This window comes from Brevundimonas sp. GW821-FHT10E09 (assembly GCF_058809375.1).
Window position 1 is genome coordinate 17,504 of the sequence record NZ_JBXASO010000008.1, and the last position, 24,802, is coordinate 42,305.

Annotated in this window: 28 protein-coding genes; 2 read left to right on the forward strand and 26 right to left on the reverse strand. The window is 67.4% G+C overall.

Annotated features, from left to right (window positions below; all coding sequences use genetic code 11):
• Positions 1 to 15: 15 nt before the first annotated feature.
• Positions 16 to 324 carry a heat shock protein HspQ gene (gene hspQ, locus AC1RSI_RS08900; protein ID WP_008263584.1) on the reverse strand — a complete coding sequence of 103 codons (309 nt, stop codon included), beginning with the start codon at positions 322 to 324 and terminating at the stop codon, positions 16 to 18.
• Between the two features lie 147 nt (positions 325 to 471).
• On the opposite strand from hspQ, the gene AC1RSI_RS08905 reads away from it, so the two are divergent.
• Positions 472 to 1,572 carry a Ppx/GppA phosphatase family protein gene (locus tag AC1RSI_RS08905; protein ID WP_154725920.1) on the forward strand — a complete coding sequence of 367 codons (1,101 nt, stop codon included), beginning with the start codon at positions 472 to 474 and terminating at the stop codon, positions 1,570 to 1,572.
• A 3-nt stretch (positions 1,573 to 1,575) separates the two neighbouring features.
• Here the strand turns inward: AC1RSI_RS08905 and AC1RSI_RS08910 are convergent, their stop codons facing one another.
• The 5 genes from AC1RSI_RS08910 to gyrA all read right to left on the reverse strand — a co-directional run bounded on the left by AC1RSI_RS08910 (position 1,576) and on the right by gyrA (position 7,907).
• Positions 1,576 to 2,442, reverse strand: a complete 867-nt coding sequence (locus tag AC1RSI_RS08910; RefSeq protein ID WP_154725919.1) for a peptidylprolyl isomerase — start codon at positions 2,440 to 2,442, stop codon at positions 1,576 to 1,578.
• A 28-nt stretch (positions 2,443 to 2,470) separates the two neighbouring features.
• Positions 2,471 to 3,352, reverse strand: a complete 882-nt coding sequence (locus tag AC1RSI_RS08915) for a peptidylprolyl isomerase (protein ID WP_154725918.1) — start codon at positions 3,350 to 3,352, stop codon at positions 2,471 to 2,473.
• Positions 3,353 to 3,360: 8 nt separating this feature from the next.
• On the reverse strand, positions 3,361 to 3,849 hold the full coding sequence (gene coaD, locus AC1RSI_RS08920) for a pantetheine-phosphate adenylyltransferase (RefSeq protein ID WP_008263176.1): 489 nt from the start codon (positions 3,847 to 3,849) through the stop codon (positions 3,361 to 3,363).
• A gap of 264 nt (positions 3,850 to 4,113) precedes the next feature.
• Entirely contained in the window at positions 4,114 to 4,926 is an 813-nt protein-coding gene (locus AC1RSI_RS08925) for an aminotransferase class IV (RefSeq protein WP_154725917.1), read from the reverse strand.
• 203 nt (positions 4,927 to 5,129) lie between these two features.
• Positions 5,130 to 7,907, reverse strand: coding sequence for a DNA gyrase subunit A (gene gyrA, locus AC1RSI_RS08930; protein ID WP_154725916.1), 2,778 nt, complete (start codon positions 7,905 to 7,907; stop codon positions 5,130 to 5,132).
• 122 nt (positions 7,908 to 8,029) lie between these two features.
• On the opposite strand from gyrA, the gene AC1RSI_RS08935 reads away from it, so the two are divergent.
• The gene (locus tag AC1RSI_RS08935) at positions 8,030 to 8,605 is read left to right on the forward strand and encodes a superoxide dismutase family protein (protein ID WP_035309653.1); all 576 of its coding nucleotides are present in this window, start codon (positions 8,030 to 8,032) and stop codon (positions 8,603 to 8,605) included.
• A gap of 4 nt (positions 8,606 to 8,609) precedes the next feature.
• Here AC1RSI_RS08935 and AC1RSI_RS08940 read toward each other — a convergent pair whose 3' ends face one another.
• The 20 genes from AC1RSI_RS08940 to AC1RSI_RS09035 form a co-directional block, all read right to left on the reverse strand.
• Positions 8,610 to 9,140: a DUF1003 domain-containing protein gene (locus tag AC1RSI_RS08940; RefSeq protein WP_035309651.1), complete on the reverse strand. Its 531-nt coding sequence runs from the start codon at positions 9,138 to 9,140 to the stop codon at positions 8,610 to 8,612.
• A gap of 30 nt (positions 9,141 to 9,170) precedes the next feature.
• Entirely contained in the window at positions 9,171 to 10,091 is a 921-nt protein-coding gene (locus tag AC1RSI_RS08945) for a DMT family transporter (protein ID WP_287928548.1), read from the reverse strand.
• Between the two features lie 64 nt (positions 10,092 to 10,155).
• Positions 10,156 to 10,626 (reverse strand): DUF2269 family protein, encoded by a 471-nt coding sequence (locus AC1RSI_RS08950; RefSeq protein WP_154726900.1) that lies wholly within the window; start codon positions 10,624 to 10,626, stop codon positions 10,156 to 10,158.
• Positions 10,623 to 11,924, reverse strand: coding sequence for an SDR family oxidoreductase (locus AC1RSI_RS08955; protein ID WP_154726901.1), 1,302 nt, complete (start codon positions 11,922 to 11,924; stop codon positions 10,623 to 10,625). The genes AC1RSI_RS08950 and AC1RSI_RS08955 overlap by 4 nt, the downstream gene beginning before the upstream one ends.
• Positions 11,921 to 12,337 (reverse strand): thiol-disulfide oxidoreductase DCC family protein, encoded by a 417-nt coding sequence (locus tag AC1RSI_RS08960; RefSeq protein WP_230307734.1) that lies wholly within the window; start codon positions 12,335 to 12,337, stop codon positions 11,921 to 11,923. Before AC1RSI_RS08960 ends, AC1RSI_RS08955 begins: the two co-directional genes overlap by 4 nt.
• Positions 12,338 to 12,385: 48 nt before the next feature.
• Entirely contained in the window at positions 12,386 to 12,886 is a 501-nt protein-coding gene (ssb, locus tag AC1RSI_RS08965; RefSeq protein WP_154726903.1) for a single-stranded DNA-binding protein, read from the reverse strand.
• Positions 12,887 to 13,069: 183 nt separating this feature from the next.
• Positions 13,070 to 13,495: a PDC sensor domain-containing protein gene (locus AC1RSI_RS08970; protein WP_154726904.1), complete on the reverse strand. Its 426-nt coding sequence runs from the start codon at positions 13,493 to 13,495 to the stop codon at positions 13,070 to 13,072.
• Positions 13,495 to 14,175: a hypothetical protein gene (locus AC1RSI_RS08975; RefSeq protein WP_154726905.1), complete on the reverse strand. Its 681-nt coding sequence runs from the start codon at positions 14,173 to 14,175 to the stop codon at positions 13,495 to 13,497. The genes AC1RSI_RS08970 and AC1RSI_RS08975 overlap by 1 nt, the downstream gene beginning before the upstream one ends.
• Before the next feature lie 79 nt (positions 14,176 to 14,254).
• On the reverse strand, positions 14,255 to 16,960 hold the full coding sequence (locus tag AC1RSI_RS08980) for an NHL repeat-containing protein (protein ID WP_035309491.1): 2,706 nt from the start codon (positions 16,958 to 16,960) through the stop codon (positions 14,255 to 14,257).
• 62 nt (positions 16,961 to 17,022) lie between these two features.
• A complete protein-coding gene (locus AC1RSI_RS08985) occupies positions 17,023 to 17,940 on the reverse strand; it encodes a flagellin (protein WP_008263660.1) in 918 nt (305 codons plus the stop codon).
• Positions 17,941 to 18,074: 134 nt separating this feature from the next.
• A complete protein-coding gene (locus AC1RSI_RS08990; protein WP_008260919.1) occupies positions 18,075 to 18,371 on the reverse strand; it encodes a hypothetical protein in 297 nt (98 codons plus the stop codon).
• Between the two features lie 87 nt (positions 18,372 to 18,458).
• The gene (locus tag AC1RSI_RS08995; protein WP_008260604.1) at positions 18,459 to 19,256 is read right to left on the reverse strand and encodes a flagellin; all 798 of its coding nucleotides are present in this window, start codon (positions 19,254 to 19,256) and stop codon (positions 18,459 to 18,461) included.
• 113 nt (positions 19,257 to 19,369) lie between these two features.
• Positions 19,370 to 20,107 carry a flagellin gene (locus AC1RSI_RS09000; RefSeq protein ID WP_154726906.1) on the reverse strand — a complete coding sequence of 246 codons (738 nt, stop codon included), beginning with the start codon at positions 20,105 to 20,107 and terminating at the stop codon, positions 19,370 to 19,372.
• Positions 20,108 to 20,220: 113 nt separating this feature from the next.
• Positions 20,221 to 20,964: a flagellin gene (locus AC1RSI_RS09005; RefSeq protein ID WP_154726908.1), complete on the reverse strand. Its 744-nt coding sequence runs from the start codon at positions 20,962 to 20,964 to the stop codon at positions 20,221 to 20,223.
• Between the two features lie 277 nt (positions 20,965 to 21,241).
• Positions 21,242 to 22,054, reverse strand: coding sequence for a flagellin (locus AC1RSI_RS09010; RefSeq protein WP_154726909.1), 813 nt, complete (start codon positions 22,052 to 22,054; stop codon positions 21,242 to 21,244).
• 222 nt (positions 22,055 to 22,276) lie between these two features.
• The gene (locus AC1RSI_RS09015; protein ID WP_008259209.1) at positions 22,277 to 22,441 is read right to left on the reverse strand and encodes a hypothetical protein; all 165 of its coding nucleotides are present in this window, start codon (positions 22,439 to 22,441) and stop codon (positions 22,277 to 22,279) included.
• Positions 22,431 to 22,910: a hypothetical protein gene (locus AC1RSI_RS09020; protein WP_035309481.1), complete on the reverse strand. Its 480-nt coding sequence runs from the start codon at positions 22,908 to 22,910 to the stop codon at positions 22,431 to 22,433. Before AC1RSI_RS09020 ends, AC1RSI_RS09015 begins: the two co-directional genes overlap by 11 nt.
• Complete coding sequence (locus tag AC1RSI_RS09025) at positions 22,907 to 23,290, reverse strand: M15 family metallopeptidase (protein ID WP_035309479.1); 384 nt, start codon at positions 23,288 to 23,290, stop codon at positions 22,907 to 22,909. Before AC1RSI_RS09025 ends, AC1RSI_RS09020 begins: the two co-directional genes overlap by 4 nt.
• A complete protein-coding gene (locus AC1RSI_RS09030) occupies positions 23,287 to 23,574 on the reverse strand; it encodes a hypothetical protein (RefSeq protein ID WP_008258731.1) in 288 nt (95 codons plus the stop codon). The genes AC1RSI_RS09025 and AC1RSI_RS09030 overlap by 4 nt, the downstream gene beginning before the upstream one ends.
• Entirely contained in the window at positions 23,571 to 23,726 is a 156-nt protein-coding gene (locus tag AC1RSI_RS09035) for a hypothetical protein (protein WP_154726910.1), read from the reverse strand. Before AC1RSI_RS09035 ends, AC1RSI_RS09030 begins: the two co-directional genes overlap by 4 nt.
• Between the last annotated feature and the right edge of the window lie 1,076 nt (positions 23,727 to 24,802).

Genomic DNA, 24,802 nt, shown 5'->3' on the forward strand with positions numbered 1-24,802 from the left:
CCTTCCAAGTCTTCCTCAGTGAATGCCTTCATGCAGGGGGGCGTGATGGCCTTCGGCGTCGGTGGTGAACCAGCGCTGGGCGTCATCGGGCAGCAGGACCGACTGGCCGTCTTCCAGCACCCCCTCCGCCGCATAGGCGACGAAGCCGCCGTCCTCGCCCAGGGCGAAGACGCGGTAGAAGGGCTGGTCCGCCGCCACCGCGCCGGTTTCGACGGCGGGGCCGGCGTAGCCGTGGTCGACGTCCATCACCACGCCGCGAAAGGCGTTGTCGCGGTGACGAACGATCTGGCCGATGGCGAAACGGGCGGTGTGAACCTGGGTCATGAGGTCTTGTTACGCTGGCGCGGATGACCGGGACGCCCACAGGTCCGTTCATCTTCCTGACAGAATGGCTTGGCGCGGACGATCTTCGCGGGCTAGGCTGATCAGGACGGGCGCCGCTTTGGACCGCCCACATCGGAATGACGGCCCATGCCGGAGACCCACGGCGCGCCCCGACGGCGCGACGAGCGGTCCCAGCCTTCCCGCGAGCGGGATGCGTCGGGTCGGGACGCGCCCCTGTATGGCGCGCTCGATCTGGGGACCAATAATTGCCGGCTGCTGATCGCGCGGCCGTCACGCGACGGCTTTCGGGTGGTCGACAGCTTCAGCCGCATCGTGCGGCTGGGCGAAGGCCTGTCCCGGACGGGCCGGCTGGATCCCCGCGCCATGGACCGGGCCTATGACGCCCTGGCCCTGTGCGCCGACCGGATCGTCAGAAAGGGCGTCGAATCCGTTCGCCTGAGCGCCGTCGCCACCCAGGCCTGCCGCGCGGCCGAGAACGGCGCCGAATTCATCGATCGGGTTCGCAAGGGCACCGGCTTGCGGCTGCGGATCATCGATCCGGCCGAAGAGGCGCGGTTGGCGGTCGAGGGCTGCCTGAACCTGATCGATCCCAAGGCCGAGGCCGTGCTGATCATCGATGTCGGCGGCGGCTCGACCGAACTGTCCTGGCTGAAGCGGGAAGACGCCGACTGGAAGACCACCGCCTGGATGTCCGCCCCCCTGGGCGTCGTCACCCTGGCTGAGCGCCACCCGGAGCCGGAAGGCGCCGCCGAGGACTGGTACGAAGCCATGGTGAACGACATGGGCGCGGCCATTGCGGCGGGCGGGATCGAGGATGCGGCCATGATGGAGCTGTTCCTGGCGGACCGCGCCCATCTGGTCGGCACCTCGGGCGCGATCACCAGCCTGGCGGGCATTCACCTGAACCTGCCGCGCTACAATCGCGACCGGGTCGATGGGCTGTGGATGACGCGGAGCGAGTGCGAGGCGGCGGCCGAACGGCTGAAGGCCCTGGGGCCGGACGGACGGGCCAGGGAGGCCTGTATTGGACCCGATCGCGCCGATCTGGTCCTGGCCGGCGCCGCCATTCTGGAGGCCATCCAGCGGGCCTGGCCGTCGGAGCGGGTCAGGGTCGCCGACCGCGGTCTGCGCGAAGGCCTGTTGCTGCAGCAGATGCGCGAGGACAAGAAGCCGCCCAAGCGGCGCAGGCGTCGGCGGGGCCGAGGCCGGGGACCTGCGGCGACCTGAGCGTCAGCTCGCCGCCGCCAGCCGCACCGGCACGTCGATGTCGCAGACCGAAAAATCCGCCCCCTTGGCCTGACGCGCCTGATTGACCAGGGCGCGGAAGGTCGGCGAGGTGGTGTTCAGCATCTGCACCGCCGGCCGCTCGGCCGACGGCAGGTCGGACGCCAGGCGGACGCGGGTCATCCGGTCGGGATCGGTGACGACGCCGTCCGGATTGGGGCTGGCTTTCAGGGCGCGCACGACCTCAAGCCCGACGACGACGCGGCCCCAGACGGTGTAGCGCTTGTCCAGAGCCGGATAGGCCTGACGCATCAGGAAGAACTGGCTGTTGGCGGTGTCATTGCCCTCGTCGCGGGCCATGCCGGCGACGCCCGGGCAATAGAGGCCCCAGCCATGCACCTTGCGGTCGGCCGTGCCCGCCATCAGGGCGTCGGGCTGGGTCTGGACCGGGAGGGAATGGTAGAAGCCGATCAGGCCCCCGGCCGGCGCGGCGGCGGGGGTGAAGGCCATGTCCGGTCCGCGTCGGAAGGTGAACTCGGCCTTCAGGTCAGGATACCAGCTCTGGCCGTCGCCGGTCCCCAGGGGGTCGCCGGTCTGGGCCATGAACCAGTCGATGACCCGGTGCCAGGCCAGATTGTCGTAGAAGCCGCGCGAGGCCAGCAGCTTGATCCGCTCGACATGGGCGGGGGCGATCTCGGGCGTCAGTTCGACCAGAATCCGGCCCTTGGTCGTGTCGATGACCAGCAGATTGTCGGGCGCGACGGCGCGCCATTCGGTCGGCGGGGGCGGCGGCACGGCCGCTTGCTGCGCCAGAGCCGGACTGGCCAGCAGCGCCGCAAGGCCTGCCGCCATCAGCGTGTTTCGAATGGTCATCGCCCGGCCCTCCCCTGTATTTTGGCGATCAGCCGCCGACGACCTCGGCCACCGGTTGAACGTCGCAGATATTGAAGCTGCCGCCGCGCGCTGTGCGGGCCGCCGCGATCCGTTCGGCGAAGGCGGCGCTGGCCGGATTCAGCACACGGACGGTGGGCCGTTCGCCTTCCGGCAGGGCCGAGGCCATGCGGACCCGCGTCATGACGTCAGGGTTGGCGACCTTGCCGTCTTCGGCGTCCGTGCCCTTGTTCAGCTTGTTCACCACGTCCAGGCCCGAAACCACGCGGCCGAAGGCGGTGTAGACGCCGTTCAACTGGTCCCGGTCGCCCATCATCAGGAAGAACTGGCTGTTGGCGGTGTCCGGCGCGCCGGCGCGGGCCATGCCCAGGACGCCGGGGCAGAACAGGCCGTGGGCGCCGACCTTGAAGTCGGCGGTGATCATCATCTGGGCGTCGGGCTGGGTCTCGACCGGCAGAACGCCGACCAGACCGCGCACGCCCTGTCCCGCGTTCGGCACGGCGACGAAGCCGGCGTCGCGACCACGACGGAAGCTGAACTCCGCCTTCAGGTCCGGCAGTTCGCTGCCGCCCTCGCCCGTGCCCTGGGGGTCGCCGGTCTGGGCCATGAAGTCGGGGATGACGCGGTGGAACTTCAGCCCGTCATAGAAGCCCTGGTTGGCCAGGGTGCGGATGCGTTCGGCATGCGCCGGGGCGGCGACCGGCGTCAACTCGACCAGGATCCGGCCTTTCGGCGTGTCGATGACCAGCAGGTTCTCCGGGGCGACGGTGCGCCAGTCCGCAGCGGGAGCCTGAACCTGGGCTTGGGCCTGGGCTTGGGCCACGGCCGGAGCCTGGGTCGCAACCGACGCCAGAAGAGCGGCGGCGGCCGCCGCGATCACACCAAGACGCATTGACGCACTCATCCTCTGTTCTTGACCTTGTCCCGCACGCGCGCGGCGATGGCGGGGCTGACGAAACTGTCGATCGCGCCGTCCAGACGGGCGATTTCCTTGACCAGCCGCGAGGCGATGGCCTGATGCCGGGGATCGGCCATCAGGAATACCGTCTCGATGTCCTGATTGAGGCGCTGATTCATGGCCGTCATCTGGAACTCGTATTCGAAATCGGCGACCGCGCGCAAACCGCGAATGATGACATTGGCGTTCAGCTCTTCCGCGAAATGCATCAGCAGGGTCGAGAAGGGCTGGACCACGATATCGCCGCCCAGGTTCGCCACCTCGGCCTGGAGCATTTCGACCCGCTCGGCCGTGGTGAACAACGGCCCCTTGTCGTCGTTCTGGGCTACGCCGATGACCACCCGGTCCACCAGCTTCAACGCCCGTTTGATGATGTCGGTGTGACCGTTGGTCACTGGATCGAAGGTGCCCGGATAGAGTCCGATGCGCATGGCGTGTCTCCCCAGCCTGTCGCCTGCTGTTCGGCGTGACTTAGCAGGTGCGAAAGGTTCGGCCTAGCAGGCCGTTGGCGTGGAGGCGTGTCGCAAAAACCGGGTGACAAGGCGCCAAAAGCGCCAAAGCAGGCGGTGGACGGCGGGGCGGGTTTTGGCGTCACGTCGGTCATTGAGCGACCTTACACCCGCCGTAAACCCAGGCGCGCCGATAGCTGAGTTCGCTGACGGCGACGCTGAATTCATTAGGCTTTTTTTGCAGAATCAGGAGAGCTGGACCGCCAAGGGCAGCGGATCATTGGCGGCCCAGGCGGTTTCGATCGCCGTCAGCAGGGTCGGATCGACGGCGAAAACCGTGTCGTCAACTGCCGTGATGGGACATGCGGGGGTGGCGCTGTTGCACAGGAATGCGCCATCGAAGCCCGCCAGTTCGGACACATGCACCGGGCGGGTCTGCGACGATAGGCCCAGTCCAGCCAAGCCCCGCTCGATCAGGACCTGGGTCACGCCCGCCAGCATCGGCGCCTGGGGCCAGACGATGCGGTTTCCCTGGATGAAGCCGATGTTCCAGGTCACGCCCTCGGACACATGGCCCTGGTCATCGACGAACAGGGCGTCGTCGAAGCCCGCCGCCCGCACGGCCCGGCGCACGCGCGTCTGACCGAAGGTGGCGACGTGTTTCAGGTGGGGCGTCTCGCGGCCATGAGGCACAGCCGTCACCCGCATCTGGGTCGCCAGGGGCGGCGGGGGCGGCGAGACGACGGTCATCACCTTGGGTCGGCCGACGAAGGACGGATTGCGATGGCCGATCTCGGGCGAGAACAGGCTGACCCGCATCCAGGCCTTGTCACACCCCTCAACGGCGAGCGCCAACAGACGCCGGAACTCGGCCTCGCCGGGGCTTTCGCCGAACAGTTCGACGGCGGCCTGGTCGAGGCGGGCGAGATGCAGGTCGAGGCCCCGGACCGCGCCGTGCTCGACGCGGAAGGAGGTGTAGGCGCCGTAGTTGACGAGGGCTTGGTGCGCGAGGTCGTCAGGGCTGGCGGGAAGGCCGTCGATCAGGATGTCAGACGTCATGGCCGCTCCCCTCTCCTCCTTACCTTCTCCCCTTGCGGGAGAAGGTGCCCCGAAGGGCCGGATGAGGGGTCCGCCGGTGGGCCAGTTCGCACCACCGTTCCCCTCACCCTTTGGCTGCTTCGCGCCGCCCTTCGGGTCGCGCAAGACCGATCGCTATGCTCTCGGGCGCTCAAGCCCTCTCCCGGCGGGAGAGGGTCTTGGCTTTAGTCCTCGCCGCCCTCTTCATTCGCGGCGTCCGCCTCATCCGAACCGCCGCTTTCCGGCAGGCGTTCGACCGAGACGACCTTTTCGTCCTTGCCGGTGCGGAAGATGGTGACGCCCTGGCTGGAGCGGCCGACGATGCGGACCTGATCCATCCGCGTGCGGATCATCTGCCCGCCCGAGGTGACCAGCAGCAGGTCGTCCGTCTCCTCAACCGGGAAGGCCGCCGCCAGGCGCGTGCCGGCGCGACCGCCCAGGCCGTGGGCCGTCAGGCCCTGACCGCCGCGGCCGGTGCGGCGATACTCGTAGGCCGAGGACCGCTTGCCGAAGCCGGTCTCGGTGACCGTCAGGATGAACTGTTCGGCGGCGCCCAGTTCGGCGATCCGTTCGACCGTCAGAGCGGCGTCAGCGACCTCGTCTTCAGCCTCGGCCGGAGCCGCGACATCCTCTTCCGCCTCCGCGCCGGCCAGGGCCTTGCGCATGGCGTTGGCGTGTTTGACGTAGGCCGAGCGTTCCTCCGGCGTCGCATCGACGCGGCCCAGGATGGCCATGGAGATGACCTCGTCGCCGTCCTGCAGGCGCACGCCCCGGACGCCGGTCGAATCCCGGCCCTTGAACACGCGCACATCGTCGGCCTTGAACCGGATCGCCCGGCCAAGCGCCGTGGTCAGCAGCACGTCGTCGTCGGCGGTGCACAGGCCGACGCCGACCATGCGGTCGTCGCCTTCCAGCTTCATGGCGATCTTGCCGGCGCGGTTGACCGTGGCGAAGTCCGACAGCTTGTTGCGGCGCACGTCGCCCGAGCTGGTGGCGAACATGATGTCGTAGTCGCCCCAGGTCGTCTCATCCTCGGGCAGGGGCAGGACGTTCATGATGCTGTCGCCCGGCTCGATGGGCAGCAGGTTGACGAAGGCCTTGCCGCGCGACTGCGGATTGCCCAGCGGCAGGCGCCAGGTCTTCAGCTTGTAGGCCTTGCCGTTGGTGGCGAAGAACAGGACCGGGGTGTGGGTCGAGGCGCTGAACACGCCGGTGATGGCGTCCTCGTCCTTCATCGTCATGCCGGACTTGCCCTTGCCGCCGCGGTGCTGGGTCCGATAGGCGTTCAGGGCGACGCGCTTGACGTAGCCGCCGTGGGTGACGGTGACGACCATGTCCTCACGCGGGATCAGGTCCTCGTCCTCCATCTCGCCGTCGCCTTCCCCGATCAGGGTGCGACGCGGCACGGCGAACTTGTCCTTCACGTCGATCAGGTCGTCGCGAATGATGGCCAGGACGTTCTTGCGGTCCGACAGGATGGTCAGGTGGCCCTGGATGGTGTCGGCCAGGCCGTTCGCCTCGCCAAAGATGTCGTCACGACCCAGGCCGGTCAGGCGCGACAGGGTCAGGGCCAGGATGGCGCGGGCCTGTTCGTCGGTCAGTTGCAGGCTGTCGCCGTTGATGACGACACTGCGGGGGTCGGCGATCAGTTCGACCAGGGCCATCATGTCGCCGACGGGCCAGGGCTTGGCCTGCAGACGTTCGCGCGCCTCGGTCGGATCGGCCGAGGAACGGATGATGTGGATGACCTCGTCGATATTGGCGACGGCGACGGCCAGACCGACCAGGACGTGGCCGCGGTCGCGGGCCTTGTTCAGCTCGAACTTGACGCGGCGGACGACGACTTCCTCGCGGAAGTCGAGGAAGATCTGCAGCAGGTCGCGCAGACCCATCTGCTCGGGCCGGCCGTGGTTCAGCGCCAGCATGTTGACGCCGAACGAGCTTTGCATCGCCGTATAGCGCCACAGCTGGTTCAGGATGACGTCGCCGGAGGCGTCGCGCTTCAGCTCGATGACGATCCGCATGCCCTGACGGTCGGATTCGTCGCGGACGTCGGAAATGCCTTCCAGACGCTTCTCGCGCACCATTTCGGCGATGCGCTCGATCAGGGTCTGTTTGTTGACCTGATAGGGCAGCTCGGTGACGACGATGGCCTCGCGATCCTTGCGGATCTCTTCCACCGAGGCGCGCCCGCGCACGATGACCGAACCGCGACCGTCGCGCAGCGCATTGCGCGGCGCGGTGCGGCCCATGATCTCGCCGCCGGTCGGGAAGTCGGGACCGGGCACGATGTCCAGCAGGGCGTCGTCGGTGACGTTGGGATCGTCCAGCAGGGCCAGGGCCGCATCCACGACCTCGCCCAGATTATGCGGCGGGATGTTGGTCGCCATGCCGACGGCGATGCCGCCGGCGCCATTGACCAGCAAGTTCGGGATCCGGCTCGGCAGGACGACCGGCTCCAGCTCCTTCTCGTCGTAGTTGGGCTGGAAATCGACGGTGTCCTTGTCGATGTCGGCCATCAGGGCGACGGCGGCCGGGGCCATCTTGGCCTCGGTGTAACGCATCGAGGCGGGCATATCGCCGTCGACCGAGCCGAAGTTCCCTTGGCCGTCGACCAACATCAGACCCATCGAGAAGGGCTGAGCCATCCGCACCAGGGCCATATAGACCGAGGCGTCGCCGTGGGGGTGGAACCGGCCCAGCACGTCGCCGACCACGCGGGCGCATTTCGAATAGCTGCGCTCGGGCGTCATGTTCAGGTCGTGCATCGAATACAGGATGCGACGGTGAACCGGCTTGAGGCCGTCACGGGCGTCGGGAAGCGCGCGCGAGACGATCACGCTCATGGCGTAGTCGAGGTACGAACGCTTCAGTTCGTCCTCGATCGTGATCGTGGAAATGTCGGAGCCGCCGCCTCCCGGAACGATCGGAGTTGCGGCGTTTTCGTAGCTGTCGTCGGTCAAGGAAGCGTGGCTTTATGCGGCCGGAATCGGAACGTGATCCGCTGTGACGATTTCTAGCATTCCAGGGCCTCGGTGGCAAAGCGACGTCGCCGTGAAAGCCCGTCTCTGAAAGGACGTTCCACATGCGCTTCACGCCTCTCGCCGCCGCCCTCGCTCTCGCCGCCCCGCTGGCCCTCGCCGGGGCCTGCGCTTCAACCGCCGACGCGGCCCAGATGCAGGCCGAACGCGCGCCCGTCGGCGCGACCGGACAGGCCGTTCTGATCAACGCCCAGGGGGCCAATATTGGACGCGTCGATCTGCGCCAGGGACCGACCGGCCTGGTGATCAAGGTCGAGGCCTCGGGCCTGACGCCCGGCTGGCACGGCATCCATATCCATGCGACCGGCGAATGCGCCGCGCCCTTCACCTCGTCCGGCGCCCATATCAACCACGGCGAGCCCAAGGCGCCGCACGGCCTGCTGAACGCGGCGGGGCCGGACGACGGCGATCTGCCGAACGTCTACGCCGGCGCCGACGGCAAGGTGAACGCCGAACTCTTCACCACCCGCGCGCGGATTTCCTCGGAAGGGCCCGGCCAATGGCTGTGGGACGCCGACGGGTCGGCGATCATCATCCACGCCAATCCCGACGACCACTCGAGCCAGCCCATCGGCGGGGCCGGCGATCGGGTCGCCTGCGCGGCGTTGAGCGCGAGCTGACGCCCTAACGCCCCTTCTCGGCCAGCAACCGCTCGATCATTTCGGTCTGCTCCTGCTGGCGCGCCGTCAGGTGTTCGACCTTGTCCAGCAGGGCCATGATCTCGATCTCGGCCTTCAGATTGACCTGGTAGTCGTTGCCGGCGTCCAGCCGGTCCTTCGAGGCCTGACGGTTCTGGCTCATCATGATGATCGGCGCCTGGGCCGCCGCGATCATCGACAGCATCAGGTTCAGGAAGATGAAGGGATAGGGGTCGAACGCATCCCGTCTCAGAACCAGATTGAGCAACGTCCAGGTCACGAGGAACAGGCCGAAGGCGATCAGGAAGGTCCAGGATCCGCCGAACTCCGCCACCCGGTCGGCCAAACGGTCGCCGAAACTCTGGCGGTCGTCGAAGGCCTCGTTCACATCCTCCGAGATCGGGCGGCGTTCGGCGGCGCTGCGAACGACGCTGGCCTCGTTCGCGGCCAGTTCATGCGTCTCCTTGCCCAGCCAGCGGCGGGAAACATGATCGGCGTCGAGAGGGGCGTGGGGCATGACGGATTCCTGAATCGCTCAGGAAACAGATCAAGCCTTGGCGGCCCCCGCGCGCAAGCCCCGTTCGGCCAGGGCGACCAGGGCCACCCCGCCCATGGTGATGGCCGAGCCGGTCAGGATCTGGGGCGTCAGCACGTCGCCCATCAAGCCCCAGCCGATCAGCATCGACACCACGGGCGTCACCAGAAGATAGGGCGTCACCCGCCCGGCCTCGCGCCGCTGCACCAGCCAGAACAACAGGGTGGTGGCCAGGACCGAGGAGACGATCCCCGCCCACAGCAGCGAAGCCCAGACCATGGGCGTGGCGGACTTCACCGCCTCCCACTGCCCGTGCTCGAACACCGCCGAACCGAAGGCCATGACCGGAAAGGCGCCGAGCGCCAGCAGCCCCTGCATCTTCAGCGGCGGGATCGAGGTCGTGCGCCGCGCGACCACCGTCGTCACGCCCCAGGCCGCCCCGGCGGCGATGGCGACCAGGATGGCTTTCCAGTCCTGAAGCGCATGGGCGTCCAGCGTCATCCAGGCCACGCCGACAAAGGCCACCCCCATGCCGACCAGGGCGGCCCTGCTCAGTCGCTCGCCCAGGATCAGGAAGGCGAACAGGGCGGTGAAAGGAATCCACAGCTGGTTGGCCACCGTCACGGGGCTGACGTCGGTCGCCATCCAGTAGGCGGTGTAGGCCAGACCATACTGGATCGGCCCGCCGACGATGACGATCAGCAGCAGGCTCCTCCAGTCCGGGAACGGCGGACGGACGAAGACGATCAGACAGGCCGTTGCGAGACCGAAACGGATCGCCCCGACCAGCAACGGCGGCAGGGTCTCGGTCGCCAGCTTGGCCCCCGCATTGTTCACGCCCCAAACGACAATGATCGCCACGATGGCGGCGATCTCCAAACCGGTCAGGGCGTGGGGCTTGTGCGACGGCGGGGCGGGGGTGGCGGCGGTCATGATCCGGCTATCGCACGGCGCAGGCCTCGCGTCGGCTCACTTTGAATGAGCTTAGGTTTCCGGCTTAAAATTCAGGCTTGGCGACCATCAGCCAGTAGATGGCCAGGACGCCCGCAAACGCCGGCCAGCCCAGGGCGAACCACCAGCGGAACAGGCGATGATAGGCGGGCGGCAACGCCGCCCCCTGCCCTGCCGCCTGCTCGGCCAGCTTCATCATCCGATACTGGATCCAGACGACCGGCAGCCAGCAGACGCCGACGAAGACATAAAGCCCATAGGCCGCCAGCAGCCAGGGACTGGTCAGGGACCAGCCCTGCAGATGGATCAAGCCCAGGCCGCTGATGGGCTGGACCACCACGGCGCTGGCGGTGAAGACGAAATCGGCCAGGACGACGATCCGCCCGACCTCGGCCACCGTCCGGGCGTCCCGCGTCGCATGGGCGCGGAGCATGAAGAAGGCGATGCCCGCCCCCGTGCCAAACAGGACGGCGCCGGACAGGATGTGGATGATCTTCAGCGCAAAATAGAGGCTCATCGGCGGGTGTCCGTTGCAGCGACGAACAGGCACAGGGCCATCATCGGCAGGACCTTCAGCCACGGTCCCAAGGGGTCGGTCCAGTAGTGCGGCAGGCTGAGGGTGCCGGCGATCAGATAGCCGATGGTGGCCAGACACATGAAAATCGCCACCCGCGCCGTCCAGGGCCGCACGAACAGGGCAAGCCCAAGAACCACGTCCAGCAAGGCGCCCCACCAGGCCACAGGCCCGGCCCAGCCGCCGTAGCCGCCTTCGTGCAGGATGGAGACCGCGCCGCTCCAACCCGGGCCGAAACTGATCAGGCCGGTGATCAGCCAGAACAGGCCTAGGGTCAGGATCGAAATCGGGCGGACGAACCACAGGCGGGCGTGCCAGACATCCTGGACCGAGGCCGGGGTCTCGGCCAGGAAGCGGGAGAAACCGCGCGACGACACGCCCAGCCGCTGGGCCCAACCGCTGTCGTGGCCGGAGACGTCGTGGTCCATCTGGCGCATGGCCGTGGTGCGGATCGGCGAGGACCAGCCTAGACGCCCTAGCAGGTCGCCGGCCGCCAGGGCCGGAGCGGCCAGGGCGCGCGGTACGCGCACCACGGGCGCCGGCGTCAAGCCCAGCCAACCACGATACAGGCGCACCGTCTGGGCCATGGTCACCGCCTCCGGTCCCGGCATGTCCAGGGTCAGACCCGACGGGGCGCCGGGCCGCAGGGCCGCGACAATAGCGGCGGTCAGGTCGCCCAGAGGGATCGGACGGAAGGTCTGGTCGCCGCCCACCACCGGTGAAAACAGCGGGAAGGCCGCCAACGCCCGGATCAGCCCCGTGCCGCCGAAGGCCGCCCGGTCCACCACCAGCGACGGCCGCAGGATCAGCCAGTCGAGCGTGCTGTCAGCGACCAGGCGTTCGGTCTGCGCCTTGGTGCGGGCGTAGTCGGTGCCGGCCGCTTCATCGGCGCCGACGGCGGAAACATGGATTAGCCGAGCGACGCCCGCCGCCTCGCAGGCCGCGATCAGGGCGCGCGGGCCATCGACATGGGCGGCGCGGGTGCTGTCGCCGCCGCCGTCTTGCAGGACGCCGACGCAGTTCACCACGGCCGACACCCCGTCCAGCAGCGGCGCCCAGGCCTGGGCCGTCGTCAGTTTTGAAAAATCGGCCGCGACCCAGTCGAAGCTCGGGGCGCGTCGAGACGGTTCGGCGATACGCCGCGCGCCAGCTCGCACGCGCCAGCCCTCCGCGGACAGGGCCGCCGCCACATGGGAACCGATGAAGCCGTTGGCGCCCAGCACCAGCACGCGACCGCTCATCCCAGCACTCTATCCTTCAGATCGACGCCCGCCGGAGGGCGGGCGCACCAGGTCGGACCGGGAAACCGCCGACGGCGACGCGCCACGAAATCATACAGGCGGTCGCGAATGAACCGAGGCGCGATCCGCCCGATGCTCGCCCAGCGATAGGGCGCGGGCAGTTGGGCTACGATGGCCAGAACGGCGTCGGAGCGTTCGCGCGCCACGCCGTTCTGGATCAGCAGCATGGTGGAGGGGTCGTCGGGACTGACGCCATAATGCGCCAAAAGCGCCCGGCCCAAAGGCGACTCGGTCGGGGCCAGCCGGAACAGCCCGTCCCGGTCAGATGTCAGGATCTTGCGCGCCGAGCCGGAGCAAAGCGCGCAATCGCCGTCGAACAGGACCAGGGGCCGGTCGTCCGGAAAATCGGGCACGGCGGGGTCTTCGCGATAGCTGTAAGCCCCCCGCGCCACGCCGAGACCTTAGAACGGAATGTCGTCGTTCAGGTCGTAGCTTTCCTTCGGGCCGCTCGGCTTGTTGGCGCCGCCGGTGGAGAAGCCCGAGGAGTAGTCGTCGTCCCCGCGACCACCGCCGCCGCCGCCGTAACCGCCGCCTTGCGAGCCGCCTTCCGAACGGCCGCCCAGCATGGTCAGCTCACCCTTGAAGCGGCTGACCACGATCTCGGTCGAATATTTCTCGACGCCCTGCTGATCGGTCCATTTGCGAGTCTGGAGCGCGCCCTCGATATAGACGGTCGAGCCCTTCTTCACATAGTTCTCGACCACCTTGACGATGTTGTCGTTGAAGATGACGACCCGGTGCCACTCGGTCTTTTCCTTGCGCTCGCCCGAGGACTTGTCGCGCCAGGTTTCCGAGGTGGCGATCGACAGGTTGGCGATGCGGTCGCCGTTCGGCATCGACCGGATTTCGGGATCGCGGCCCAGATTGCCGACCAGAATGACCTTGTTGACGCTGCCCGCCATGGAAACTTCCTTCTCGTAGGGAGCGGCGAGTCCCTCGCCCGCTCCGTAATTCAGCCGGATGTCTTAGAGCCGCCGCCGTTCACCGCCAGCCGCTTTCGACATCAGACCCGCCAAACCGGTGGATTAACGAAATGTTCCACCTTTGTTCACGTCACGCAAGTCTCTTCTACGACAGCCCGGGCCCTACTTGGTCTCGGGCGGCGGCGCGGCGATCGCGATCGGGCGCCCCGTCTCGTCGCGCTGGATGGCGCCGGGAATGGCCAGACGGCCGTCGCCGGTGCGGGCCATGGCGAAGAAACGGCTGCCCGTCAGGGTCTTGCCGAACTTCACGCCCTCGCGGTCCACGAAGATGAAGCGGCCCTGATAGGCCCCCGCGACCTCCTGATTCGAGCCGCCCATGCGCAGGAAGCGCAGACGCATTTCTTCCAGCTGGCCGGCGCACAGTTCGATCTGGGCGACGTTCTCGCCCATCTTCTGCAGGCGCGGCGGCTGACCGTCCGGGGTGGCGACGAAATAGCAGACGCCGGGCTCGAACTCGAACTTCGGCTGGTTGCTGCACGCCGCCAGGACGGCGGCGGCGGCGATGATGGAAAGGGCGAGCACGCGCATCAGTTCAGACCCGGGAATTGGCAGTTGCGGTCCTGCTCCGCCAGAGTGCGGAAACGGCTGTTGTCGCCCGACTGTTCCACCCGGCGCGGGACGAGGCGAAGGGTCGTGTCGCCCCAGCGGCCGTACTGGGCGTCGCCCGGACGCACGCAGATGCCGGCGTACAGGGCCTGGACGCAGGCGTTCAGGCTCATGCCGCTGGACAGGACGCGCCAGTCCGAACCGGAATGACGCAGGCACTGGGCGCCGACGGACGGCGCGGGCGCCGGATTGCTGGGCGCGGCGGCGCCCGGAGCCGGACTCGGCAGGGGATCGGCCTGGGCCATCTCGACCGGCGGCAGTTCCGGCGGCGGGGCGAAGGCGGCGGTGGGGGCGGCCGCCAGGGCGCCCGTCTCGTCGATGCCGACATCCAGGGCGTCGGTCGCCAGGCCGTTGCGTTGGGCGCAGACGGCCAGTGTCGCCATGCCCACGAACTGGCCGTCCACGAAGCAGCGCAACTCGCGTGTCGGCTCCAGCGTCGGGGCGTCGGCCAGGTCGACGGTCAGACCGCCCCTCGCGGCCGGCGGAGCTTCCGGCGTCTTGTCGCCGCCGCCGGTGAAGATGAGCGCCAGCACCACGGCGGCGATGATCACCAGACCGGCGCCGATGGCGATGATGACGCGATTGTCGTTCGGAAGGGCCATGAGGGGCTTTCGCAACTGAAGCGCCCAATAACCCGGAACGCACGCCGGGCGTCAACCGCCTAGGCGCGCATGACGCCGATCAGACCGACAGGCGGCTCAGCGCGGCCTGGAAGTTGGCGAGTTGGGTCTGGTAGTAGGCGGTCGATGAACCTTTTCCGGTCTGGGTGTTGGTGATCGTCCCGGTCGAGGGCGCCAGCGACTTGTAGGCGGACCGGACGGCCGTCATCGCCTGGGCGATGCCCTCGTTCGCCGCCTTGATCGAGGCCGGATCGTTCAGGTTCAACAGGGTCGACAGATTCAGACCGAAGGTCTTTGGCGCATCCTTGTCCGGCTTGACGGGGCTGACGAAGCCGGGGGTCAGACCCAGGGCCGCCAGGGCGTCCTTGCCGACGGCGCCCGACGAAATGATAGCCCCTTCCCGGTTCGCCGCCGTGGATATCTGCAGCCGCTGGGTGACGGGTACGGCCTTCAGGTCCGTCACCACCTTGGCGTCCAGCTGGCGGCCCGAGGCGTTCACGATCTTCTTGGCCAGGGTCTCCAGCGTGTCCTTGGCCTCGATTGTCACGGTGACGGCCCGCCCGCCGCCTGCCGGCGAAATGCTGAACTGATCCCCGACCCGCGCGGCGGTGCCGACGGTCAGCAGCTTGGAGTCCGCCTGCATGATCTCGCCCTGCGGCAGCCCCAGCCGGTCCAGCACGCTGGAACCGCCTGCGGCGAAGCTCAGACTGGTCGGCTTGGCCTGGTCGTCAGCGGCGCGCCAGGTCTTGTTCTGCTCCACCGCGCCTGTCGCCAGGTCGATACGCGCCAGATAGCCCTGGGTCGGACTGTCCTTGGTCGCGCCCTCGGCCCGGTTCGTGCCGGTGATCCAGACCTTGCCGTTCTTGATTTCGACATCGGCGGCGGTGTCGTCGCCCGCCCCGCCGAAATAGGTCAGCCGGTCGCTGCCCGAAGCCTGAAGATCGGCCGACAGGGTGGCGACGAACACGTCCTTGCCGCCGGCGTGGGCGTTGGTCACCGTGCCGATGTCCAGCGCGGCGTTATTGGTATGGCCGGTCACGACGACCTTGCCGTTTTCCACCGATACGCCCGCGATTTCACCGCTGGCGTAGCCTAGGTCGCGGGTCGAGGCCAAGGTCGGCACACCCCCTGCATCGAGGGTGAAGCGCCGCACGATGGCCTTCCCGTTCTCGACCCCGGCCGTATAGAGGTCTGAACCGGACACGGTCATCGCCTGGACGGAATCGTCGCCGGCGCTGCCGAACTGCAAGGTGGAGGCGTTCACCCCGGTGATCGGCCCGGTCACGGTCAGGGGCTTTTCCTGGAAGGTCTGCAGATAGGAATCCCATCCGCCCAGGGCCACAGTCCCCGACATGGCCGATTTGGACCGTCCCGCCACATACACCACGCCGTCCGCGCCGAAACTGACCTCCGTCGCCTCGTCGGCGGCCTTGGCGCCTCGGCGCTGGGTCCACAGTTCCTTGCCGGAGTCATCGAAAAGCGTGACGAAACTGTCGGCGGTCGTGGGGCTGTCGCCGCTCTTGCCCGGCACCAGCGCCCCTGTGACCGAACCGGCCAGGGCCACGCGTCCATCGTCGTCGATGGCGATGGAGAAGCCGTTCGCGCTGGACGCCGCCCCCAACAGCTTGGTCTGCATCAGATTGCCGGCGGAATCATACTTCATCAGGGCGACGTCGCGCGTGCCCTTGATCGGCTGGGCTGCGTCGCCGGCCTTCAGATCGGCCACGACCCAGACCGAACCGTCCGGAGCCACGGCGCTGGCTCGCACCGCCTCGACGCCCTCGGGCATCTCGGTATGCCCGACCCGGCCCTCGACCCAGAAGGGATCGTTTACGCCCTGCTGCGCGGCGGGCGCAGCGCCGCCGTCGGCCTGGAACTTCAATATCTGTCCCGCGCCGGCCTTGCCGACGCCCTGGGTCACATAGACGGCGTCGGACGTATCGACCGCCGCAAAACTGACCTTCTCGCCCGCGCCGCTCGTGACCTTCAGAGCCCATTGGTCCGGCCCGGCCGGCAGGGTGATGGTCTTGTCGCCGGACTTGATCGTCTTGGGCTCCGCGGGGATGTATTGCGTCCCGACCCGCGTCGCGACGCCGGCCGCCTCCAGCTTGCCGTTCATATAGTTGACGACATTGACCATCGACCGTTCGGTGGAGCCCATCTCGGACAGGTCCATGGCGACGGTCTGGCTTCCGGTCTCGGTCTTGGCCGTCATCGAGAACTTGACGTCGCCTTCGAACGCGGCGACCGGGCTTGTGGCGACGCCCTGGTGAAGCGGTGCGGTCGTGAAGGTCGTCGGCGCCCGCTCCAGCGCATAGCTGGTCTTGACCTTGGTCTGCGACACGCCCTGCACCAGGCGGACGTCCTCGAAGTCGGCGGTCTTGAGATAGGCCGACATCTCGGCCAATCCCTCGCTGAAGCGTTTCGACACCTGTGCGGCTTCCGCAGCCGTCAATCCCTTGACGCTCGCCCGATCCGCCAGGGCGCTGAGGCTGTTCAGTCCCTGATAAAGGGCGAACATCTTGCGATAGTCGCTGGACGCGCCCGACAGGTCCAGTTCGACCGAACCTTCGTTTATGATGTTTCGTCCCGCCAGGGCCGCCCGCACCAGCTCGCTGGCCTTGGGCGCAGTCGCCGACGCGGTCGAAGCCCAGGGCGCCGTGGGCTGGGTCTTCTTTGGCTTGGCTGCAGGCGTGTTTGAGCCGATCAGCGACCCGGTGTCCGTCGTGATCCCGTAGAGACCCAGCAGATAGCTGTTGTTGATCATCTCACATGGCTCCGGCGATTACAGTGCGGCCGAGCCCGATAACGAAGTCTTAAGCCGCGACGTCAGTTCTTGAACAGCGACAGGATCATCTGCGGCGCCTGGTTGGCGATCGACAGGGCCTGGACGCCGAGCTGTTGCTGCACCTGCAGGGCCTGGAGACGGGCGCTTTCCTTGGCCAGGTCGGCGTCGACCAGATTGCCGATGCCGGCTTCCAGCGAGTCCGAAAGCTTGCCGACATAGGTGGTGTGGCGTTCGATCTGCTTGGCCTGCGCCCCCAGTTCGGACAGTCGTGAACTGGCCACGGTGATGGCGTCGTCGATCCGCTGCAGCGCGAACTTGGCTTTTTCCTGGGTGAGCAGATCAGGGGCGGCGTTCAGCAGGGTCTCGTCTTCTGGCGTGCCGGCATTGTCGGTCCAGGCGTCGATCGCCGCAGTCGCCTTGTTCGAGTCATACGAGTTGGCCGCCAGGCCCAGGCCGACAAGCGTCAGATTCTGACGCTTCATCGCAATGGTTTCATTGCCGTCCGCACTCGCCAGGAACGTCATGTCGGTCGTGGCGGCGCCGTCGAGAATATTGGCCCCGTCGAAAATCGCGTTGTCGGCGAAGGACTGCACCGACTTCAACAGCGCCTGGAATTCCTGGTCATAGGAGGCGCGCGTCGCGGCGCTCTGGCTAGGATCGGCTGCAGCGGTCGCCTTCTGCTTCATTTCCAGCAGAATGTCCGAGATCTGTTCGCCCGCGGCCAGGGAGACATCGGCGATCGAGGTCGCCCGGTTCAGGCTGGTCGTGACGGCTTCCAGAGACCCCTTGTCCGCGCGCTGTCCCTGGGCGACAGCCCAGACGGCGGCGTTATCCTTGGCGCCCTGGACCTTCAGGCCCGTATTCACCCGGCTCTGCGTCGACGCCAGCTGGTCGCTGGTGCGGTTCAGATTCTGCAGGGCGATCATCGCCGAGGTATTGGTGTGGATGCTGGTGGTCATGGCTTCAAGCCCCGGACGTTCTGTTCCCTGCAGGATTAACCATGAGTCGTGAGCGTATGGTTAACGGCGGAGAAAGCATGTTTGCGCCGCCCGGCGAGCCGGCGACGTTGGGTCCGCTTGACTGAAAGACCTCGCTAGATGGAGGTCTTCAGCAGATTTCCGCCCTTGTAGTCCGGGTCCTTGGCCAGATCCTGAACCACCTCTCGCGGCAGTTTCAGCACCACCTGGCCCGTAACCGGGTCGCTGATCGTATAGATGTAACGGCCGTTCTCAGCCGTCTCGATGGTCAGGCGGTAGTTGCTGGACTCGCCCTTTTCCTCGACTGCGGTCTTTGGCGACTGCGGCTTGGTTGGAGGCGAATAGGCTGCGAGGTCGGTGTTTTCGGAAGCAAAGATCTTTACCGGCGGTACGCTCGCGACATTGTCTACCATGGCTCCTCGCGCGGATGGACCGCGCCCTTCTAGGTTTGAACGAGAGCGAAGGGTCGGGACGGCGAGCGCCGTCCCGACCGATCATTCTTAGCGGAAGAGGCTCAGCAGCGTCTGACTGGCCGAGTTGGCGATCGACAGCGCCTGCACGCCCAGCTGTTGCTTGGTTTGCAGGGCGGTCAGCTTGGCGCTTTCCTTGGCCAGGTCGGCGTCCACCAGGTTGCCCACGCCGGCTTCAAGAGCGTCCTGAAGCTTGTTGACGAAGGTGATGCTGCGTCCCAGCGACTTCGACTTGGTGCCGAAATCGGACAGGACGCTGGTGAAGGCGGTGATGGCCGAGTCGACCGTGGCCACGATAGTGGCCGCGTCGCCGGCCACGGCCGCCGTCGTGGTCGCCACGGCGGTGTCCGCCCCCGCGATGGCCTTCAGCGTGTAGGAGGTCGAAGCACCCGTCTGCACGGTGATGGCGGCTGCGTTCGCCTTGTACAGATTGACGCCGTCGAAGGTGGCGCCCGCCAGCGCGCTGGCGATTTCCGTGCCGATGGCGTTGTATTCCGCCAGATATGAAGTCTGGGCGGCGCCGGTGGATCCGGCGATGCTGACCGCCAGGCCCTTCTGTTCTTCCAGCGCGCTCGTGATCGTATCGCCGGCGGCCAGGGCCACGTCAACGATGGATTGACCACGCTGGATCGAGCTGCGGACCGCGTCCTGGGACGCGGCGGCGGCGCGTTGCGACGTGGCGATCGAGAAGATCGCCCCGCTGTCCTTGGCCGAAGAGACCTTCATGCCGGTGTTGATGCGGTTTTGCGTCCGCTCCAGCTCCGAGCTGGTCTTGTTCAGGTTTTGCAGCGCGATGGCTGCGCCGTAGTTCGTATTGATGCTCGCCATTTTGGCGTTCCTTCTTCACTTCGTGATGGCCGTCGTCATTTTGGCGACGGGAGCGTTTTGCTCGGGGTTCAAGACCTATGGCCCGGCCGTCGAGACGACCGGGCCTCCGGGCCTTAGCGGAAGAGGCTCAGCAGCGTCTGGCTGGCCGAGTTGGCGATCGACAGCGCCTGCACGCCCAGCTGTTGCTTGGTTTGCAGGGCGGTCAGCTTGGCGCTTTCCTTGGCCAGGTCAGCGTCAACCAGGTTGCCCACGCCGGCTTCAAGAGCGTCCTGAAGCTTGTTGACGAAGGTGATCTGGCGGCCCAGCGACTTGGACTGGGTGCCCAGAGTCGACAGAGCCGTCGTCGTCGCCGTAATTGCGGCATCGACGTTTGCGGTCGTGGCGTTGGCGGCGGTGATGCTGCCGGTATTCACGGCCGTGATCGCCGCATCGGCGCCCAGAGTGGTCAGGCTGTTGACGCCGTCGAACGACGCGCCCGTGATGGCCGAAGCGATTTCGGTTCCCAGGGCGTTGTATTCGGCCAGGTACGAGGTCTGCGCATTACCGGTGGATCCGGCGATGCTGACCGCAAGGCCCTTCATCTCTTCCAGAGCGGAAGTGATGGTGTCGCCGGCGGCCAGGGCCACGTCGGTGATCGACTGGGTGCGTTGCAGACCCGAGCGGACCGCGTCCTGGGACGCGGCGGCGGCGCGTTGCGACGTGGCGATCGAGAAGATCGCCCCGCTGTCCTTGGCCGAAGAGACCTTCATGCCGGTGTTGATGCGGTTTTGCGTCCGCTCCAGCTCCGAGTTGGTCTTGTTCAGGTTTTGCAGCGCGATAGACGCGCCGTAGTTCGTATTGATGCTCGCCATTTTGGCGTTCCTTCTTCACTTCGTGATGGCCATCGCCGTTTTGGCGACGGGAGCGTTTTGCTCGGGGTTCAAGACCTATGGCCCGGCCGTCGAGACGACCGGGCCTCCGGGCCTTAGCGGAAGAGGCTCAGAAGCGTCTGGCTGGCCGAGTTGGCGATCGACAGCGCCTGCACGCCCAGCTGTTGCTTGGTTTGCAGGGCGGTCAGCTTGGCGCTTTCCTTGGCCAGGTCAGCGTCAACCAGGTTGCCCACGCCGGCTTCAAGCGCGTCCTGATACTTGTTCACGAAGGTGATCTGGCGACCCAGCGACTTGGACTGGGTGCCCAGCGTCGATAGAGCGCCGGTGACGGTGGAGATGGCGGTATCGATCTTGGCGGTTGTGGCGTCTGCGCGAGCCTTGCTACCGCCGCTGACGTCAGTCACGCCGGCGACGCCCAGAGGCGTCGTCAGGCTGTTGACGCCGTCGAACGAGGCGCCGGAGATCGCTGAGGTGATTTCCAGGCTCAGAGCGTTGTATTCCGCCAGATAAGAGGTCTCGGCGTTGGAACCGGCTGTCGAGGCCTGGATGCTGACCGCCAGACCCTTCATCTCTTCCAACGCGGTCGTGATCGTGTCGCCGGCGGCCAGCGCCACGTCGGTGATCGACTGGGAGCGTTGCAGACCCGAGCGGACCGCATCCTGGGACGCAGCAGTGGCGCGTTGAGCCGTGGCGATCGAGAAGATCGCGCCGCTGTCCTTGGCCGAAGAGACCTTCATGCCGGTGTTGATGCGGTTTTGCGTCCGCTCCAGCTCCGAGTTGGTCTTGTTCAGGTTTTGCAGCGCGATAGACGCGCCGTAGTTCGTATTGATGCTCGCCATTTTGGCGTTCCTTTCACTTCGTGAGATCCGACGCCATTTTGGCGAAGGGAGCTTTTTGCTCGGTGGGTAAGAAGCAATTGCCGGGCCAGAGGCGACGGCGAAGTATCATCGTAACCTATTGAAAAGTCGCGTTTACTATTGATTTACCCTCCCTGGATGCCCGGCAATATTTGCCCACTACAGCCCGCGCTTCGGCAAATTTTGCCGAGCAGAGCCTAAAGAGGTGGAGCGGACGGCGACCGACCGCGCCCCGAAAGAGGCGCGCCTGAAGGCCGCCTTAGTTCCGGAAGAGGCTCAGCAGCGTCTGGCTGGCCGAGTTGGCGATCGACAGCGCCTGTACGCCCAGCTGTTGCTTGGTTTGCAGGGCGGTCAGCTTGGCGCTTTCCTTGGCCAGGTCAGCGTCAACCAGGTTGCCGATGCCGTTCTCGGTAGCGTCCTGCAGCTTGTTGACGAAGGTGACCTGACGGCCGACCGACTTGGACTGGGTGCCCAGCGTCGACAGGGCGCCCGTGATTTTGGTGATGGCCGCATCGACGGCCGCCGTCGTCGCGGCTGCTGCGGTGATGGTCTGGCTGGTGATGGTGGTGATGTCGGTGTCCGCCGCCATGCCGCCGGCGACCGTGAAGCCGATGGCGGTGGTGCCGCCGCTGACGTCCTTGATCAGGTTCGTCGCCGTCGCGCCGGTCCACAGATTGACGCCATCGAAGGTCGCGCCGGCCAGGGACGAGGTGATTTCAGCGCCCAGCGCGCGGAATTCGGTCAGGTAGGAGTTCTGGGCCGCGCCGGTGGAAGCGGCCAGGCTGACGGCCAAACCCTTCATCTCTTCCAGGGCGGCGGTCACGGTGTCGCCCGAGGCCAGGGCCACGTCGACGATGGATTGGCCGCGTTGCAGCGATGCACGCACGGATTCCATGGCGCCCATGTTGGCGCGTTGGCCGGTCGCGATGGAGTAGATCGCGCCGCTGTCCTTGGCGGAGGAGACCTTCATGCCGGTGTTGACGCGATTTTGCGTCATTTCCAGCTGAGCGTTGGTCTTGTTCAGGTTCTGGAGCGCAATTGCTGCGCCGTAATTCGTATTGATGCTCGCCATTTTGGCTGCCCTCTTCACTTCTGTGCATGTACGACGCCGTTTTGGCGTCGGGAGCATTTTGCTCCGCCCTCCTAAGAGCAAAGGCGGGGCCAGGCTGGCACGGCGAGAAAACCGAGATGAACTGCTGATTTTGTTGAATTTTTCAAAGTCAGCCGCACGCTGACCCGGCATTTTCCGTCGCATGGCGGCAGAAGTTGCCGAGTCGTTTTTGCCGCTTTGCGGTCAGGGTCGCTCTTTCGCCGCCTCCGAGATCCGGGCGTCCTGCATGGCCCGCTCCGCCAGCAGGGTCTCTACCGCCAACCGCCTCGCCCCGTCGCAGGCCAGGATCTGGGCGCCGCGCTGCACATAGGCGGCGTCCAGGTCCGCGGCTGTGGGTTCAGCCGGCAAAACCGCCAGGGCGCACGGCCGCGTCGCCGCCTCGGGCAGGCTGAGCCGCACCGGCGCAACCGTCGAGGTCGGTAGCGAGCCCGCACAGCTCGCGGTCATGAGCGCGCAGACGGTCGGCGCGGCGGCTTTCCAGAGGGATTTCGGCGTCATCGGCGTTCCTGGCCTGTGCGACGGCGGTCGCGGTCGCGCGCGCCGCCGCCGTCTGCTGCTGTTGAAAATCATCGAGACGACGCAACTGTGCGTCCGCCCCCTCGCTCTCAAGACGACGCGCCGCCGCCTGGGCCCGGGCGTCACGTTCCCCGGACGCGGCCCGCGCCTCGGCCGCCGCCAACCGGCGCTGCTGCAGGCCCAGCGGGTCCCAGCGGAAACCGAGACCACCCAGAAGCGCCGCCGCCAACCCCGCCACGACACCCGCGACGGCGAGCCAGCCGAGCGGCGTCAGCGCCTTCAGGATGGACACGACCCTCATGGGAAGCTCCTTCGGTCCAGTTCGAAATGCGGGCCGTCGCGCAGGCTCTTCCAGTCGCCGCCCCAGACGATGGGGGTCTTCAGCTCCACAGCCGCCGCCTTGAAGGCCGAGGCGATGCGTCCATACAGCGGCCAGTCCCAACGGACCTGTCCGTCGACCAGGGCCGCCACATCGACGGCGTGGCCGCTCAGATGGCGAGACCTCAAGGTCCGGCTGGCTCCGGCCTGGACCAGAGCCGCCTGCCGTTCAGGCGATCGCAGCCCCTCCGTGATCATGAAATCAACGGGGCTGCGTGCGACCGCCGCCTCGACCACAGCCACCAGGGCGGGATGCACCCCCTTCAATCGCGCCCTTGAGCGAACGGACAACGGGCCGCTCATGGCCGGCCTCCCGTCAACCGCACCCGCGCATTGGCGATGAGCGCCACCAGTTGCTCAGCCGTGGGCGCAACCAGATACAGAACCAGGATCAAGGCCAGCAGCCCCATCAGCCCATCGGTCATCTTGGGCAGCATCTCGGCCGGCATCCGCGCCACCGTCCGCATCAACAGCAGCCACAGGCCGACGCTGACGGCGAAGGCGTACAGCCTGCGCCACAGCCAGCGTCCCTCGGCCAGGGTTCCGTTCTGGGGCCGGATCGGATCCGGCGTCGTCGATCTCGTCATTCCTCATCCTCCTTGTCGAAGATTTCGGTCGCGCACCGGCCGTCAAAGCCGGTCTGGGCGCGCCAGGCCGTGTCATTCAGTCTGTCGGGTGCGTCCCAGACCTCGGGCTCCAGCACCTCCACAGGCTCAGGTCGGTTCAGCCGCCGGCTCATCCGACAGCCGTGAGTCGAACCACGCCTCCCCCGCCTGCGCCGCCGGCGCCGGACAGGGTCAGGCCCGCCCCCCCGCCTCCGCCGCCCGCACCGAACAGGCCGCCCGCGCCACCCGCTGTTCCCGCACCGACGGCGGAAGCGCCGCCCCCGCCGCCCCCGCCGCCGGCCCAGGCCAGGTTTGGCGCCGACGACGCCTGCCCCGCCGCACCGGCCGCCCCGCCCGGCGCCTGACGGACCGCCCAGCCGCCTGCGCCGCCCGGGCCGCCAGACCGCGCTGTATTGGCTGTGCTCAACCCGCCGCCGCCACCTCCCCCGCCAGGACCGTCGGGACAGGCGGTCTCGCCGCCGACGAAGGCCGTCGTCGTGATCGAACCGCCGCCACCGGCGTTTCCCGTCCGCAGGCCCTGACCGCCGGCGCCCCCCGCGCCTGCCGAAGCCGTTCCGCCGAGGCCGCCCGCCCCGCCTCCGGCCCGTAGCAACAGGGTTCCGCCCAGGCTCACCGCGCTCTGCCCGCCCGCGCCGCCCAAGGCGCCCGCGCCTGAGCCGGCCGTCCCCGCCGCACCGCCGGCTCCGACCCCGACAACCAGGGTTTCGTTCAAGTCGGCGGCCGCCCAACAGGCCTCGCTCAGTCCGCCCGCGCCGCCGCCGCCGCCGCCGAAGCGCGCGGTTCCCGACGCCCCCGCCATGCCCGATCCGCCGCCGCCGCCGCCGCCGACGCAGACCGCCTCGATCCACCGCGCCCAGGACGGCGGTTCATAGGCGCCGTCGCCGGTGAAGACCGTCGTCTCCCGTCGCGTCGCGCCCTTGTCGAATGCGATCCGCCCTGTTGCGCGATCCACCCCGAAGGCCCGGAGCCAGGTCGATCCGTCGGGACTCACCTTCAGGCTCAGGTTCTCGTCGCCTGCCAGGCCCAGTTCCGCCCGGCCGCCGTAGCCGCTCTGGAACAGCAGCGACAGGACATCCCCCGCCGCCTCCTTGTTCAGGGTCAGACGCAGGTCTCCGTCGCCGCCCTCGGCCGCGCCGCGTGCGGTGAACAGGGCGGTGTTGGTCTTGACCGCCAGCGGATTGGCGGCGTC

Excerpts from the sequence above, each read along its gene's own strand:
- AC1RSI_RS08910 (WP_154725919.1), bottom strand. The coding sequence starts at position 2,442 with ATGACCATTCGAAACACGCTGATGGCGGCAGGCCTTGCGGCGCTGCTG.
- ssb (WP_154726903.1), bottom strand. The coding sequence starts at position 12,886 with ATGGCGGGCAGCGTCAACAAGGTCATTCTGGTCGGCAATCTGGGCCGC.
- AC1RSI_RS09005 (WP_154726908.1), bottom strand. The coding sequence starts at position 20,964 with ATGGCGAGCATCAATACGAACTACGGCGCGTCTATCGCGCTGCAAAAC.
- AC1RSI_RS08980 (WP_035309491.1), bottom strand. The coding sequence starts at position 16,960 with ATGATCAACAACAGCTATCTGCTGGGTCTCTACGGGATCACGACGGAC.
- AC1RSI_RS08940 (WP_035309651.1), bottom strand. The coding sequence starts at position 9,140 with ATGCCCCACGCCCCTCTCGACGCCGATCATGTTTCCCGCCGCTGGCTG.
- AC1RSI_RS09020 (WP_035309481.1), bottom strand. The coding sequence starts at position 22,910 with ATGAGGGTCGTGTCCATCCTGAAGGCGCTGACGCCGCTCGGCTGGCTC.
- AC1RSI_RS09025 (WP_035309479.1), bottom strand. The coding sequence starts at position 23,290 with ATGAGCGGCCCGTTGTCCGTTCGCTCAAGGGCGCGATTGAAGGGGGTG.
- AC1RSI_RS08955 (WP_154726901.1), bottom strand. The coding sequence starts at position 11,924 with ATGAGCGGTCGCGTGCTGGTGCTGGGCGCCAACGGCTTCATCGGTTCC.
- AC1RSI_RS08935 (WP_035309653.1), top strand. The coding sequence starts at position 8,030 with ATGCGCTTCACGCCTCTCGCCGCCGCCCTCGCTCTCGCCGCCCCGCTG.
- AC1RSI_RS08995 (WP_008260604.1), bottom strand. The coding sequence starts at position 19,256 with ATGGCGAGCATCAATACGAACTACGGCGCAGCCATCGCGCTGCAAAAC.
- AC1RSI_RS08975 (WP_154726905.1), bottom strand. The coding sequence starts at position 14,175 with ATGGCCCTTCCGAACGACAATCGCGTCATCATCGCCATCGGCGCCGGT.
- coaD (WP_008263176.1), bottom strand. The coding sequence starts at position 3,849 with ATGCGCATCGGACTCTATCCGGGCACCTTCGATCCAGTGACCAACGGT.
- AC1RSI_RS09030 (WP_008258731.1), bottom strand. The coding sequence starts at position 23,574 with ATGACGAGATCGACGACGCCGGATCCGATCCGGCCCCAGAACGGAACC.
- AC1RSI_RS08985 (WP_008263660.1), bottom strand. The coding sequence starts at position 17,940 with ATGACCACCAGCATCCACACCAATACCTCGGCGATGATCGCCCTGCAG.
- AC1RSI_RS09010 (WP_154726909.1), bottom strand. The coding sequence starts at position 22,054 with ATGGCGAGCATCAATACGAATTACGGCGCAGCAATTGCGCTCCAGAAC.
- AC1RSI_RS08945 (WP_287928548.1), bottom strand. The coding sequence starts at position 10,091 with ATGACCGCCGCCACCCCCGCCCCGCCGTCGCACAAGCCCCACGCCCTG.
- AC1RSI_RS08990 (WP_008260919.1), bottom strand. The coding sequence starts at position 18,371 with ATGGTAGACAATGTCGCGAGCGTACCGCCGGTAAAGATCTTTGCTTCC.
- AC1RSI_RS08915 (WP_154725918.1), bottom strand. The coding sequence starts at position 3,352 with ATGCGTCTTGGTGTGATCGCGGCGGCCGCCGCCGCTCTTCTGGCGTCG.
- AC1RSI_RS08905 (WP_154725920.1), top strand. The coding sequence starts at position 472 with ATGCCGGAGACCCACGGCGCGCCCCGACGGCGCGACGAGCGGTCCCAG.
- AC1RSI_RS09000 (WP_154726906.1), bottom strand. The coding sequence starts at position 20,107 with ATGGCGAGCATCAATACGAACTACGGCGCGTCTATCGCGCTGCAAAAC.
- AC1RSI_RS09035 (WP_154726910.1), bottom strand. The coding sequence starts at position 23,726 with ATGAGCCGGCGGCTGAACCGACCTGAGCCTGTGGAGGTGCTGGAGCCC.
- AC1RSI_RS08925 (WP_154725917.1), bottom strand. The coding sequence starts at position 4,926 with ATGACGTCTGACATCCTGATCGACGGCCTTCCCGCCAGCCCTGACGAC.
- hspQ (WP_008263584.1), bottom strand. The coding sequence starts at position 324 with ATGACCCAGGTTCACACCGCCCGTTTCGCCATCGGCCAGATCGTTCGT.
- AC1RSI_RS08970 (WP_154726904.1), bottom strand. The coding sequence starts at position 13,495 with ATGCGCGTGCTCGCCCTTTCCATCATCGCCGCCGCCGCCGTCCTGGCG.
- AC1RSI_RS08950 (WP_154726900.1), bottom strand. The coding sequence starts at position 10,626 with ATGAGCCTCTATTTTGCGCTGAAGATCATCCACATCCTGTCCGGCGCC.